The organism is Gelidibacter salicanalis (assembly GCF_016469035.1).
In the GTDB taxonomy this organism is placed as follows: domain Bacteria; phylum Bacteroidota; class Bacteroidia; order Flavobacteriales; family Flavobacteriaceae; genus Gelidibacter; species Gelidibacter salicanalis_A.
Window position 1 is genome coordinate 1 of the sequence record NZ_JAEHJZ010000010.1, and the last position, 15,049, is coordinate 15,049.

General features: G+C 36.6%; 6 protein-coding genes. All 6 read right to left on the reverse strand.

The window, feature by feature from the left end; translation table 11 throughout:
* Positions 1-1,159: 1,159 nt before the first annotated feature.
* The gene (locus tag JEM65_RS06045; protein WP_199598041.1) at positions 1,160-3,082 is read right to left on the reverse strand and encodes a putative porin; all 1,923 of its coding nucleotides are present in this window, start codon (positions 3,080-3,082) and stop codon (positions 1,160-1,162) included.
* A gap of 868 nt (positions 3,083-3,950) precedes the next feature.
* A complete protein-coding gene (locus JEM65_RS06050) occupies positions 3,951-4,751 on the reverse strand; it encodes a hypothetical protein (RefSeq protein ID WP_199598042.1) in 801 nt (266 codons plus the stop codon).
* 28 nt (positions 4,752-4,779) lie between these two features.
* Complete coding sequence (locus JEM65_RS06055; RefSeq protein ID WP_199598043.1) at positions 4,780-6,234, reverse strand: SusD/RagB family nutrient-binding outer membrane lipoprotein; 1,455 nt, start codon at positions 6,232-6,234, stop codon at positions 4,780-4,782.
* Between the two features lie 21 nt (positions 6,235-6,255).
* Positions 6,256-9,423, reverse strand: coding sequence for a SusC/RagA family TonB-linked outer membrane protein (locus JEM65_RS06060; RefSeq protein WP_199598044.1), 3,168 nt, complete (start codon positions 9,421-9,423; stop codon positions 6,256-6,258).
* Positions 9,424-10,078: 655 nt separating this feature from the next.
* A complete protein-coding gene (locus JEM65_RS06065) occupies positions 10,079-11,494 on the reverse strand; it encodes a RagB/SusD family nutrient uptake outer membrane protein (RefSeq protein ID WP_199598045.1) in 1,416 nt (471 codons plus the stop codon).
* Positions 11,495-11,506: 12 nt separating this feature from the next.
* Entirely contained in the window at positions 11,507-14,650 is a 3,144-nt protein-coding gene (locus JEM65_RS06070) for a SusC/RagA family TonB-linked outer membrane protein (RefSeq protein WP_199598046.1), read from the reverse strand.
* Between the last annotated feature and the right edge of the window lie 399 nt (positions 14,651-15,049).

Sequence of the window (15,049 nt, forward strand, 5' to 3'; positions counted from 1 at the left end):
ATCGTTAATTTTTTTGAACTTGCGTTCAGTACTTTTCAACGACCAAAGGAAATTTAATGTTTGGTACTCAAAATGGTTTGTTCTCTTTTGTGCGGAGCACCGTTTCCGGTACTTCGCTACGCTGTCAATCCAATATGTTAATGAACTTATTTCTCGTTTTCCTCAACGAACTCAATCGCTAAGCGGGTGCAAATATATAACCCTTTTTTAATTCCCACAATGTTTTTGAAGTTTTTTTTAAAAGTTTTTTTTCACACTCTAATCAACTTACAATAAACATTATTTTAATGAACTTCCCGCTTTAAACGTTGCCGTTTTAAGCGGCTGCAAACATACAACCTTTTTTCGTTCCGCAAAACATTTTTTTTGAAAATTTCTGCTTCCCTATTTTAAGATGGTAATGAACGCTTCCCCTTGTCTCGGCGGCCCTGCGGCCCCTCGTTTGCGGGGTGCAAATATACAACCCTTTTTACTTTACAAACAAACTAATCTTTCCCTTTTTTTAAAGTTTTTTTCTCCGTTCTGAAAATGAACGGGTTAGTCCGCGCGGAGCAACGCTCTTCCTACGGTAGGATCTCTGCGGTTGGCCCGCGTTAGCGATGGAGCCCTTGTTTGAACTCTTTACCAGGCGCCTTTGCGACTGGGAAAAGTGAGGGGCGAGAGCGCGGTGGGTTGCCCCAGAGGGCAGACCGAACGCCCAAAAAAAAATAGGGTCATTACATATAAAGCAACCGACACCTATATATAGTACAAGAACTCAATGAATTGTGAAGCCAACCATTTTAGAAGCGAATGCGATTGCAACTTGACATGTTCTTTATACGATAACTGGACGCCCCATTATAGTGTATCTATTAATAGGTAGACCATTTTATATGTTTTTAAGATTGGAGAATGCTGCAAAAATTTATTGAGGATCTATGACGAACGATAAACGGAAATGTTGGGCAGAATAATTCGACGTGGCAGATACTCTGTACCTCCATATATATAGTATAGCACTATTTTGTTCCGTAGAAACATCAGGAGGCTGAGTACCAATATTGCATTCACGCCCTACATAACGGAAAGCCATATGACTAGACTGACTTTACAAATCATAACTGAAAAGAGAGCTTTACCGAAATGCTATGCCCATCCTGCTATTTATGTGTATCTATTAAAGAAAGAAATTCCAGACCAATCCAAAACGAATGGTGAAGTCTCTGTACGGATTGTTGGGTGCGGAAAAGTAATTATACCCGGTGAATGCTGAATTGAAATGCTCCGCCTTGATAAAGATGCGTGTCTGTCTTATCTTGGCATTGATAAAAAAGTCCAACCTTGGGAAATTTCCTATTTCGGTCTGGTTTTGAACATAGAACTCTGCCAACAACGGGTCATAAGCATCCATAGCATAGTCCGTAAAATAGTTAACTGTGACTCCTGTTTGTAGGAAGAGCGCATTTTTAAACAGACGGTCAGAAAAATAGAGTGTGTTACGCGTAATGATTTGCGGCACGTTCAATACCCCTTCGCCATCCAAAACATTTTGATATAGTATAGTATTGTCTAAAGCAAACTTACCAAACTGAAATTCTTTGGAGACATCCACTTTTAAGTACTTAAGGGTATGGCCTGTTTGTGTAGGCTTGACGTTATTGTCACTGTCCTTGCTAAAATAGGCATAATTGGTTATGGTGGTCAATTCTATTCCTGCGGTAGCGATTCGATCAGATTTCAGCTTGAAGGCCAAATTTTGGGTCTGCACATTTTTAAACTGCTCACTATTGTCCCAATTGTAATTGAGGTAATCACTTTGATGAAGCAACATATTATAATTGGCCTGTTTTGAGTTGGTATTTAAACGTGCCAACACCTTAAAATCAGGGTTGAGTTGGTAGGAGGCATTAAGGTCCAGAAAATTTCCGTTAAAATCCCCCGAGAGGTTCAATCCAAAGTCGCCATTTAAATGAAATCCGCCAATGGTATTTTTATAGCTTCCTCCTATTCCGAGGATACTGCCTTTTAGTCGGTTGGCTATTTGGTTTCCGTCGATAACGGTTACGGCATCGTATCCGTAATTGTAGTTGGTATAATCTGCATTGAATTGCAGTTGGCCTAGGGTCTTATTTTGGTATTGGGCGAAAAACCGGTTTGAAAACTCTTCCAACGTAACCTTGTCATTAATATTAGTATTTAAAAAGGACGCTCCAAAAAATTCACTGCGAGTGGCTTGGGTGAACTGATAATATTTGTCTTCAAATGAAACGACCTGCCCAACACTCAAACTATTTGATACACTATCTGAAGGTTTGAGAAGATTGTATTGGTGCTCTAGAAAGAACCGTTTGCCTTCAAGAATGCTCTCTGCATCTTCAAAATTGGGTGCAAATACAGATCTGTCAATAAATTCAGGATCACCTGATTCAAAATTTGCAACATCTTCATCAGTGAGTCCGCCGTTTTCTTCATTCAAAATATCTTGCATGACAATATGCGCCCGAGCTTGATATTTAGCGTTCTTTGTAATGTAGCTGCTGGTAAATCTAAAATTACCAGTGCTGCTTAAAATGTTCTGGTACTTACCCAAGGACCGCATGCCTTTATAGGCTATGGAGAAATTAACCTGTTTAGAGGTATTGACCGTAAAGAAGGCATCCAACAACTGGCCTTGTTCAAATGCTGTTTTATACATCAGCTCTGTTAGTGGTGTAGGCACATGGTAATAGCTAATATCTTCAATTTCCATATAATTGAAATGCTTGGCACGCGCCCCGAATAATGGGAGTGTTTTTTTAGTCTTATAATCGTGAGCTAGACTGTTGTAGGTTTGTCCCAAATTTGAAAAGGGCATTAGACCAAATTCGTCTCTTCTCAGATAATTGAATTTATATTCTTTTTTTATGGATAGGGTGGTGTCTACAAAGGTGGTGTCTCTATCAGCACTAATAATGAGATAATCTTCAATGTTGGCCACCTTGTTTTTAGGATTGGACTGTAAAGTATCTCTCCCGTGACCTTCTCCCGGACGCACGGCTTGGCTAAATACGGTGCTAAAAGTTGAAAGCAAGAAAATCCCTAATAAAAATACTTTATTCATTATCAATTATTGAGTGACAAAAATAATAATATAACTTCTATTTTATGTGAATATCGATTGTGAATGCACTGTTGTTAATTAAAAAAAGAAAACAAGGGTTAAAATCTAAAAAACAAAATGCCCTCTATACATGAAACATGCCAGTTCAATTAAAAAATAAATATTTTTCAGAGGCTAATTTTAGAATTAAACAATTAATTATCTTTGCGCACAGCGATCTCTTAATGTATTCTGCTTCGTCCCTACGATGTGACAATCATTTAAGGCCTGAAAACATATCTAAAAAACATTCATAATAGGATAAAACTTACAAATTAACTTTTTAAAAAATTAATCTTAAAATTTGTTTTTTGAATCAACGTCAACTGGGAGTAGCATTTTTTTTTTAAAATTATAATTGTGGAAACACCTGTCCATCCCTCCATTCAAATGATGACTCTTAAATTGCGGTTATCACTCAATTGGTAGACTAGCCAGAACAATGGTGCTTTGCCAGATTCAAGGACATCAGTAACCAATTCCTCTAAAGGTTAGAAACTGATAGCTAAAATTAAGTTACAACACATTGGTGATTCTTTTGGGCAAGTCGGTTGAGCTATTGAACAGGAAGAAAAGAGAACCATATGTTAATTATATAAGAGCTACACCAGTTCTGTAAACAATTAGCCTTGCAATTCACAACACCAAAAAATAGTCAATATTTTCTTCAGGTTTAATGAACTCTATGCTCGTCCTGATTCCAAAAACTACTATTTCGTGTCCCATGGTTTATAGGTATAAAAAAAATCCACCAGAGTCTAGACTCTAGTGGAATTGTTATTATAAGGATTGATTGTAGTACTCTTTAATTAATTATATATAGTGAGAACTAATTTTTGGTAAATACAAAATCAAAACTACCAAAACCTCCCTGAGCTACGGTAATGGCAAATTTCATTTCAAAACTACCTGTACAGGACTTATATAAACCACTTACAGGGGTATAAGCATAATCATTATATGCACCCCAAGGCGCCGTAGGACCTAAAATTGTTTTCACACCCGATACAGAAAAATTACTCGGATTTATATTCAAATATAACACAGTGTTATTAGGCGCACCACCTTCCATTTCGAATAAGCCCGTTACGCCAATTAAATAAGGGTCATCCGGATCTGCAGTTAATGTGACATCTCCTTCAACCTCCCAACTATCAGAGACTACATGATAGCTTCCTTCTGTAAGAACAGGATCGAATTCGCAGGTAACAAACACTTTTAGTGAGGCTAGTGAACGAGTTGTAATGCCTCCACTAGTTGTAACTACTTGGATCAAAAAGAAATCATCAACTTCAACTTCACTTTCTGTTAAACCCAATGCTGTTAATGCATCACTTGCAGCCACAGTTATGGTAGAAGGAAATGATGTGATATCCTGTAATATTTCAGTTTTCCCTTCATAAGTAATTTGAACTTCTGCTGCATCTACGGTATCACCGTCTTCTAATGCTACCGTAAATTTCACAAACGACCCTGATAAATCCGTTGTGTAAAAAGCAGGATTGACATCAGAAAGCACCGGAACTACCGCGACCCCTCTTGACTCAACACGGTTCTCGAATGTATCTTCACAACTACTTATAATCAATGCAAAAGCAAAGAAGAAGGCTAATATTTTATATTTTTTCATGTTTTTTAATTTTAAAAGTTATAAACCACTAGCGAGTGCCACCGGCCCACCATACATTTTCAGTATATACATAGTTACCATCTCCATAGGCTTCACGTACGTTTACATTTGTAGTGACATCACTTGAGCCGTATGTGAAACGTAAAGGAAACTTACTAGCATTATTTAAAGGATTAGCAAGAACTATAAAATCCTCACCCATGGCTTTTAATCTACGGTAGTCATTGTAGGCTTCAACTGCTTCCTCTTCATAGAAAGCAAGATATTTTTGAACCATAATCTCCCTTAATGCATTATTCTTATTGGTAAGCTTAGGTTCAACTTCATCAGTATAGTAAGTTTCAGCTACATCCGATGATAAACCTATATTCACTTTCCCAAAAGCTGCTGTAATTGCTTTTCCCAAAGCTTCCTTGGCATTATCAAGTTGGTCAAGTCTAGCATAAGCCTCAGCTTTAAGAAACTCAATTTCATGATAACTTAATAAATATGTTGGAGCTGTAATATCGCTAATTCCAGACACTGAATATTTTCCTTGAGCTTGATCATTACTACCATTAATAGCGAAAACAAGATCATCTCCCGTATTTGGATATGGTTTAAAGAAGATCGAATCTCGTGGATCGTCTCTATCAGTTAATTTATTATGAAGACTTGTGCTGGCTCCAAAATAATCCCTATCGTCCATAAATTGTTGAAATGGACTTTTTGACGTTCCTCCGTTATAATCAAATTGTGCTTGTTCTGATGCTTTTGTGAATGATTTGTTTGCAAATGCTATAACATTCGCATAATCAGGAGACTTAAGAGATAGACGCATAGTGTGTCTAGCTTTTAATCCATAAGCCATTTTAATCCAGTTGTCAGTGTTTCCTCCATAGATCACATCTTGTTTACCTAAAGATCCAAAAGTAGTTTCTTTTTCTAAATTTGAGATACCCTCATCTAGTAAAACGAATAACTCAGCATAAATAGATTCTTGACTATCTAAGTTTGGTGTAAAAATAACTCCTGGTTGTAAAGCCTCCGTCCATGGAACATCGCCCATGACGTCAGTCAAAACGCCTAAATTATAAGCGGTAAGAATCTGGGCAATACCTAAGGTATGAAAATTCCCTTCTTCAGTACCCTCTGGTGAACACTTCTTAATAATGTCTTTTAGGTTTAGAAGATTTGTATAAATTCCATCCCACGTGTTGTTATATGTTGAACTACTTGTAGGTTGAGCAACTCTTATTTCTGCACCGTTCATTTGTCCAAAGACACCAACATTATGCTCGATATAAGTACTTGCGTAAAAAGCCAAATCACTACCTATCACGCTAAATGCAGAACTAACCATAACATCTGTAATGATTAATGAAGCACTAACCTCTGAAGGATCATTGACATTAAAGTTAATGTCATCAAGCTTGTCCTGAGAACAAGAATAGAAAACAATTCCAATTAAGAGAATCATTATTTGATTAATATATTTTTTCATGTTAATAATCATTTATTGTTATTAAAATTTAATTTCTAAATTCATACCGAAACTTGTGGCTTGAGGTAGAGAAAAACGCTCAAATCCACCTGCTATGTTGTTGTTTCCTTGAGAACTTTCTGGGTCAAAATTTGGTAGTTCTGTCCAAAGTAAAATATTCCTAGCAAAGCCAGTAATCGATAAATCCAATGATGGAATCAGTTTTTTTGGAAGGTCATACCTTAGAGAAAGCTCTCTTAATTTAACGTATGAATTTCCGAAAATATAATATTCATCTATATTCCCCAATACATCACTGTACAATGTTTGCATAGCATTTGGATCACTAGGTCCACCTCTTGCAATATCATTTGGCGTACCGTCTGCCTTATATCCATTATAGATAAAAGTAGACTCTCTGTCCTCAGTTCTTTCAGACATCCCATACAAATCCAATAAACCATTAGATCCTGAATACATATGTCCTCCACTTTTCATTTCAAATACAGCTCCAAGCGAGAACGCTTTATATGTGAAATTTGTTGTGGCACCAATTATAAAATCTGGGGAAATACTTCCAAGAACTCCAGGAGCACCAACCATCGGCATACCATAAGATGGCGAATTTGGATCTTCATCAACAAGTATTTGACCTTTGTCATTTTTTGCATACTGATCACCATAAAGCACAGGATAAGTAGATCCAATACCAGCCCTTACCTGAGGAGTAGTGAAGCCTCCAAGGAAAATACTTTCAACTCCATCAGCAAGCTCATCAACAACGTTATCTATTTTGGTATAATTCGCACTTACATCCCAAGAGAAGTTTTCTGTTTTTATTGGTGTACCATATACCATTAATTCATGAGCATCAGTATGAACAGAACCTCCGTTTGTCAGCAAACTTGAAGCTCCTGTTGAAGCAGCAAGTGGTACTGTAAAAATTTGATCTTTGACATCTTGACGAGAAATGTTGTAGTCAATTCCAAGACGATTATTAAACAATTTTAAATCCACACCAAACTCATAAGATTTTGTGTTTTGTGGCTTCAATTCTGGGTCATATAAGGTACTATTTGGTGTGTATGAATTTACACCATCCAGTGGGTATGTAATTGGTTCTCCTGCCCAAAAACCACCTCCATATCCAGGTTTGGTATAATTGTTAGGGAGATATCTTCCCGCTTGACCTACTTCCGCGTAGGAACCTCTAAGTTTAGCGAAGCTTATCCATGACACGTCTTTTATAAAATCAAGCTCGGAAACGACAAATCCTAAACCAACCGAAGGATAAAAGAAAGAACGATTATCTCTAGGCATTGTAGAAACTATATCATTTCGACCTGTACCATTTAAAAATAGCATGTTTTTCCATGATAGAGAAACACTAGAAAATACACCAACAAGTCTATCTTGTCTTTGAGTTTCAGTAGCAGTTACAATGTTTGCATTTTCAATATGATTCCATCCTCCGAAATTGAACTCCTGGCCATATTGACTATAGAATTTTTCATTATTATGATTTAACTCATTACCAATAACGACATTTAAGTCAAAATCCTCATTAAATTTCCAATCGTAATTAGCCGTTAAAAGTGAGTTGTATGTCAACTGGGTTGTTCCATAATTATTAATTTCACCCGTACCACCTTTCCAGCCGAAACCAAAAATATCTTGAAAATTAGTAGTATAACTGTCAATACCCAACTGGTATCTTACCGTTAAATTCATATCCTCACCTAGTGGTGTGGCATAACTAATAAAGCCATTTCCAAAAAAACGATCAGTTCCTTCATTAAATGTATGATTTTGCTCAATCCAATATGGGTTATCAAAAGTTAGTGAACGATAATAAATTTGCGTATAAGGATCTCCAGGTTCATTAAAAGGAGTTCCTTTTAAATTATAACTTGATGGAGCCGCAAGTACTCCCGCCAATGAACCGTCATTTGCTCCAGTTAATTTATCAACATCATTTGTGGAGAAATTAGTAGAAAAACCAGTTGAGAAATTCTCATTAAGTTCTAGGTCTGCATTTGCTTTTGCATTCCATCGGGTCATTCCTGTATTTAAGGCAATACCGTCCTGAGTAGTATTTGATATCCCAATAGAGAAATTTCCTTTCTCACCAGCCTGACTGAGGTTTACTGAAGTAGTAGCAGTTTGACCAATTTGAAAGTAATCATCCCAGTTATTATATACCTGTGGCGTAACCCAAGGATCTAGGCCCGCACGTTCCAACTGAGGAACTTTATACATTCCTTCATGTCCATTTCCGTTACCACCATAAGTAGGGTCGTTTGGTAAATCATTTATTTTTCGCCCCCAAGACATGGATGATGTTGGGCTATAACTTCCATTAAAACCTTGAGACCAAGTTGTTTGATAATCAGGAGTACGTGACACCGTTTCGAAACTAGTCGTTTGATTAATTGTAACAACTGCTTTCCCAATTGGACCGCCTTTACCACTTTTTGTGGTTATAAGTACTACACCGTTGGAAGCTCTAATACCATATAAAGCGGATGCAGCTTGACCCTTTAAAATGTTTATGGATTCAATATCATTCGGGTCAATATCTACAGCTCTATTCGAGATATCGGATCCAGTAACGCTATTTCCAGTAGAATAAGAAGCAGTAGAAGCTACTGGCATTCCATCTATCACATATAAAGGCGTATTATTTCCTGTAAATGACCGAGATCCTCTAATAGTAATTTGGGAAGAAGCTCCTGGCATACCACTAGACATCTTAATATCTACACCAGCAAGTTTACCTTGTAGAGCCTTAGAAAGATCTGATAATCCGGTTTTCATTAATTCTTCAGATTTAATGTTTTGCGTAGCAAAGCCAACCGCTTTCTCGTTTCTACTAATCCCTAAAGCTGTAATCACAACCTCTTCTAACGCCTGAGCATCTTCACTCAATTGGACATTAATTACCGTGGAAGATCCGACAGTAACGCTCTTCGAAGCATACCCCACATAGCTAAACACAAGGGTTTGACCTGTGCTTGCTTCAATGGAGTACTTCCCATCAAAATCTGTTGAGACACCTGCAGATGTGCCTTTAATAATTACGGTTGCTCCTGGTAACGGTAAGCCAATTTCATCTGTGACCGTACCGGTAACCGCCTGTTGCTGGGCAAACGTAATTTGCATCACAAACGCCAATAATAGCGTCAGTAAACTTGTTAATTTTAATTTCATAAAACAATTATTTGAGTTAGTCTTCCACAAACATCATAATAAAATATTAAAAAAACAATCTTTTTACTTAAAAATATGTTAAACCGAAATCTCCCTAAAATAGGCTACTATTAGGCTAACACATTAATTACTAGCACCCAATGTAACTTTTATGTCTTTTAAACCAAGTATTAAAACATTATTTCTTTAATAAAACCCTTTCACTTTATTGTCAAAAAGCCGCTAAAAACTATAAAAAACACATTTCTAACGGCTGTAATTTGAATAAAGACAAACCAATGGGCTATTTGGATCACAATGGCGGTTAAACTTAAAATATGTTAAATTATTTCATTTTCTACAAGAGGCAATCATTGACTGAGTTAAAGCTGGATTTTGCATTTTAAAATACAGCTTTCAAACACTTATCTTAAAGCTAAAAGCTCAAATGTCTACTCTCAACAATATATTGAAACGTCAAAATTGTTTTTGAAGTCTTTTGATTAAAGATTAGAACACATCAGCAGACCTACTATAAAATAGAGAACATGTCCGGTGCTAACCATAACATTCCTGCACAACAATGTGACAGACATCTGAGGTGTCATTTAAACCGATGGCAAAACAAAAAAAGCAACCTTTACAGGTTGCCTTTTTTAAATATGAAAATAAGTTATTATCTATTAGCGTTAACAGAATCATCGATGTTATCATTCGCATCAATTTCCTTCTGAGGAACTTTCAAGTAAAAACGCTTGTCATTCGGCTCCAAAGTAAGAACAATTCTATGATTGGCAGTTCTTGTAATACCTCTTTGCAATCTTCTTGCATCAAACCACTCAACCCCAAATTCACCATACATTTCTTTTCTTCTCTCCAAAAGTATTTCTTCTTCTAAAGCAGAACCTCCGTTGTTACTTGCAACGGCCGCAGTATCTCTATTCAATTGCAGTGCATATAACAACGTACGCGCACCAGGCTCATCCCCTTGTCGGAATTTTGCCTCAGCTTCCATAAGAATCATTTCTGGAGTCCTCATCAAAACAATATCACTATCAAATGCGAACACAAATTTAGTACTTTGTATTTGTCTGAAATCCGTGACACCAGATGGATTTTGTCTAAACGTATTTCTTACATCAGTCTCAGTAAACGTATCAGAAAAGAACTTGTTGACATAAATATTATTGTAAGCTGGATTAATTGGGTCAACAAAAGCTGAAGGGGCATTATAATAATAATTTGACTGGTCAGCTGTTTGTGGCAAACCCCAAATCCATTCAGGATTACTGATGTCGCTGAATCCGTCTTTATAAGCACTTGGCGCCAGTGAAGCATTTACATCACCGCCATAAGCATTACGAGCAGCAACCTCAGCACCAGACCAATTTTCCATTACTAAATAAACACGGGCTAGTAATCCATTGGCTACATCAACATTAACGTAAGATTTACCTAGCCTATCTGTTCCTAAGTTCTCAACTGCAAAAGTCAAATCATCAACAATTAGCTTATACATCTCTCTTAAAGTTGACATAGGGTTCCCTGTTAAAGATAACTCTGTATAGATAGGAGGAGCTACTGCGTCTGGGTCTTTAGCATAGGTCAGTTGAAACTCTTGAGCCAATTGAAAGTAATAGAATGCTCGTAACGCTTTGCCTTGAGCTGACAGCTCTACTTTGTCTATTTCAGACAGCCCAGAAACTTCAATTCCATTAATAAGGGTGTTAGTCTGGTTTATGACATAATATGGAAATTCCCAAGAGAAAATCGTTCTTGTATAGGTTGGTTCTCTATTGTCATTGGCATAGTCAAAACTCCACCAAGAATTTGCATGAATTAAATCATTACCCTTAATAGTCCTAGCAAAGTATAAAGAATTCACCCCACCAGCATCAGTTCTCTCGAATTGCGCACGAGCCCTTCTTTGAATCCCGGATATAAATGCTTCAACACCTATCCGAGAACCAAAAACAACTGATTCTGCTACAGCCTCTGTAGGAACTGGTTCATCTAAAAAATTATCTGAACACCCAGAAAAGGTTAGAACACTTGCACACAACAAGAATCCAATTTTTGTTATTTTTTTCATAAATTTAATTTTTTAAAATTTTACATTTAATCCGAAACTTACTGTCTTCATTATAGAAGATCTACTGTCTGTAGTACCAGCAACATTCTGCTCAGGATCTAAACCTTTGTGAGAACTCCAAGTCAATAAATTATCACCTCTCAAATATATTCTTACCTTTTCAATAAATAGGCTTTTAGTAGCATTGCTAGGCAAAGTATATCCTAAAGTTATAGCTCTCATTCTTAGATAATCGTTATCAAATAAGAATCTTGTAGACGTACCATTAAAATCATTTTGAGAATTTAACAATAAAGGAATGTCAGTAACATCACCTGGTTGTTGCCATCTTCTAGAAATATCTGGAGACGCTTGGTAACCTGGGTTCGAGAAACCATCCATTAAACCAGCATATGAACTGTCATAAATTTGAGATCCTAAACTGAAGTTAAATAGCATATTGAAATCGAAATTTCCAACTTTTAAATCTGTGTTAAAACCACCAGTTACATCTGGTAATGAAGAGCCTTGATAATACCGTTCTGCATCAGCATAAGATTTTGTAGTTTCACGCTCGCCTGTAGGCTCGCCATCTGTATCTAAAACATCTTTATACCACATACCGTAACCGTCAACTGGATCTACTCCTGCCCATTCCCTAATATAGAAATCATATAATGATCTACCAACTTCCCATCTCTTAGTTCCTTTAATAAAACTTTCTTGGGTTAACTCAGTAATTTCATTGGTAGTGAATGCAAAATTCAATCCTGCAGACCAAGATATGTTGTTGCCTTTAATAATTCTACCCAATAAAGCCACCTCAACACCTTTGTTGCTAATTGATCCTACATTTGTTGTAATCCCATCATTACCTGTTGATATTGGCAGGGGCTTCTGGTAAATTAAATCAACAGACTCCTTATTATAGTATTCTACAGAGCCTTCAATTGTATTGTTGAACAATGTAAAATCCATACCCACGTTAAACAATGCACTAGTTTCCCAAGATAAATTAGGATCAGTCACACCACCTAAAAGGACACCCGTATTACCAAGTTCATTCCATCCAGTTTCAAATAACTGTAAATAAGGGAAATACACATCATCATTATCATCATTAAGTGTTTTGTTATTTCCAAGCTCACCATAAGACACTCTGAATTTCAAAAAATCCAACCAAGTAGAGTTTTCCAAGAAACTTTCAGAAGATGCTATCCAAGTACCACCAACAGAATAGAAGTTACCCCATCTTGACTCCTTAGCAAAACGAGACGAACCATCACGACGGAAAGACCCTTCTACATAATATTTTTCTTTAAAATTATATCCCAATCGTCCTAAATAGGAAGTCAATCGTTCTTCATTTATATAACCGCTTACCTCCTCAGGTGTTGTGCTACCATTAAGAACTCCTACTCCAGGTAAAAACCCTGTTCCTTGAGCGCCCATGGCATCAATTTTAAACTGATAGGTCTCAAAGATTCCAGTTGCGTTGATGGCATGGTCACCAAAAGTCTTATCATAATTGAAAGCATTTGTAAAGTTCAAGGTTGTTGTAATATCTCTGTCCTGAGAAACACGACCACCAACACTTGAAGCGCTTCCTATATTGTACGCATTATATTCATAGCCATCAAATAAATAATTTTCATAAGAAACAGTAGACCTGAATGATAAATCATCAGTAAAATCAATATTAGCAAATCCGTTTGCTGTTACAGCTGTTCTATTGTTTAAAGTTTCGTAATTATACAATGATCCTGCTGCATTTTCATTACCAAACAATGGACGCGTACCATTCTGAGCCTGTTCAGGAGTTGAACCGTAATCATATATCGTATTCCCAAAATCGTCTAATATAAGTCCACCATTTGTATTGCGCCTATATAATGGATACACTGAAGACATACTGTAAATCCACTGAATAGAACTTTGATAAGTGTTGCCTGATTGTTCCGGGAAATTTTGCTTAGAGTTTGAAAGTGAGGAATTTAAACCTACGGTCAACCACTCATTAATAGATGACTCTAAATTTAAACGGGTTGTGATTCTTTCAAAATCAGACTCCTTCACTGAACCTTCTTGATTTAAATAGTTAGCAGATAAGAAATATCTTGTATTAGTACCACCACCTGAAAGACTAAGGCTGTATTCGCTACGCAGTGCTGCTTTTCTCAAAATAGCATCTTTCCAATCCGTTTCCCACAATAAATTCGCGCCCGGTAGTAAATTGCCGTTTGCATCTACTGGCTGAGCCAATGTACCGTAAGGATTATACCCTAACGTTGGAATAAGATTTTGAGAGGCCGCTGCGGCCGCTGCTGCTGGAGTGAGGTTGCCTACATATAACTGGTTATTTCTTTCAGCTTCCCAAGAATAACGCATAAAATCATTTGTACCAATGGTTTTATGTAAATCTACCGCAGGTTCAGAAAAACCAGTTACAGCTGTGAGTTGAAGAGTTGGCTTAGAGTTCAAAGCACCTTTTTTAGTAGTTATCAAAATAACACCATTGGCAGCTCTAGAACCATATAGAGCAGTAGAAGAAGCATCTTTCAAGACGTTCATGGACTCAATTTGATCACCACTAATAGAGTTAATATTTCCATTAAACGGTACACCATCTAAAACAATTAAAGGGCCTGCACTCGCATTGATTGAGCCAATACCACGAATTCTAATGGTTGGATTCTCACCTGGTTGCCCCCCAGAAGTAATGACATTTACTCCCGCAACAGTACCTTGAATGGCAGAAGTAACAGTTGTTACTTGTTGCTTTTCAATAGTTTCAGCAGATAGAGACGTTACAGAACCAACTAATGATTTTGCAGTTTGGGTACCGTATGCCACTACTATTACTTCGTCAAGAGCTGCAACATCTTCTTCAAGCGCTACATTAATAATGTTGCTTGCGCCCACAACTATTTCTTTTTTACTCATACTCACAAAAGAGAACGATAACGTTTCGCCAACACTTACATTAATGGAATAGTTACCATCAAAATCAGTTTGGACGCCACGAGTTGTTCCTTTTACAATTACATTCACACCAGGTAACGGCAAACCATCTGAAATGGATGTCACCGTACCCGATACAGTTTTCTCTTGTGCAAGAGAAATTTGCATCACAAACGCCATAAAAAGCGTCATTAACCATGTTAATTTTAATTTCATAAAACAATTATTTGAGTTAGTCTGGCGCAAACATCATAATAAAATCCAAATTAGGCAAGCTTTACACTTAATATTGTTTTAAGCTAAAACCCAGTGATACCGCGGGATACAAAGAACAAATAACTGATTTGCAATGCAATACAAAAATGTTAAAAAAATTAAAATAGGTTAATGTTTTGAAGAAAATAAAACCTACTGATTGGATTAATATGTAAAAATTAATAATATGAAATTTTAGTACGTTTTATTCAATATTTTAACAACTAATATGACATTGATAATCTGCTGAAAATTTTACAATTAAATTAACAACCTCTAAACGATGATTTAGCCTTTAAATAAAATTAGTCTTCGGATTATTTAAAATATTGTTTATACTATCGTGCGTTAATCAGTCAA

Coding starts and splice junctions, on each gene's coding strand:
- JEM65_RS06055 (WP_199598043.1), bottom strand. CDS start 6,234: ATGAAAAAATATATTAATCAAATAATGATTCTCTTAATTGGAATTGTT.
- JEM65_RS06045 (WP_199598041.1), bottom strand. CDS start 3,082: ATGAATAAAGTATTTTTATTAGGGATTTTCTTGCTTTCAACTTTTAGC.
- JEM65_RS06050 (WP_199598042.1), bottom strand. CDS start 4,751: ATGAAAAAATATAAAATATTAGCCTTCTTCTTTGCTTTTGCATTGATT.
- JEM65_RS06070 (WP_199598046.1), bottom strand. CDS start 14,650: ATGAAATTAAAATTAACATGGTTAATGACGCTTTTTATGGCGTTTGTG.
- JEM65_RS06065 (WP_199598045.1), bottom strand. CDS start 11,494: ATGAAAAAAATAACAAAAATTGGATTCTTGTTGTGTGCAAGTGTTCTA.
- JEM65_RS06060 (WP_199598044.1), bottom strand. CDS start 9,423: ATGAAATTAAAATTAACAAGTTTACTGACGCTATTATTGGCGTTTGTG.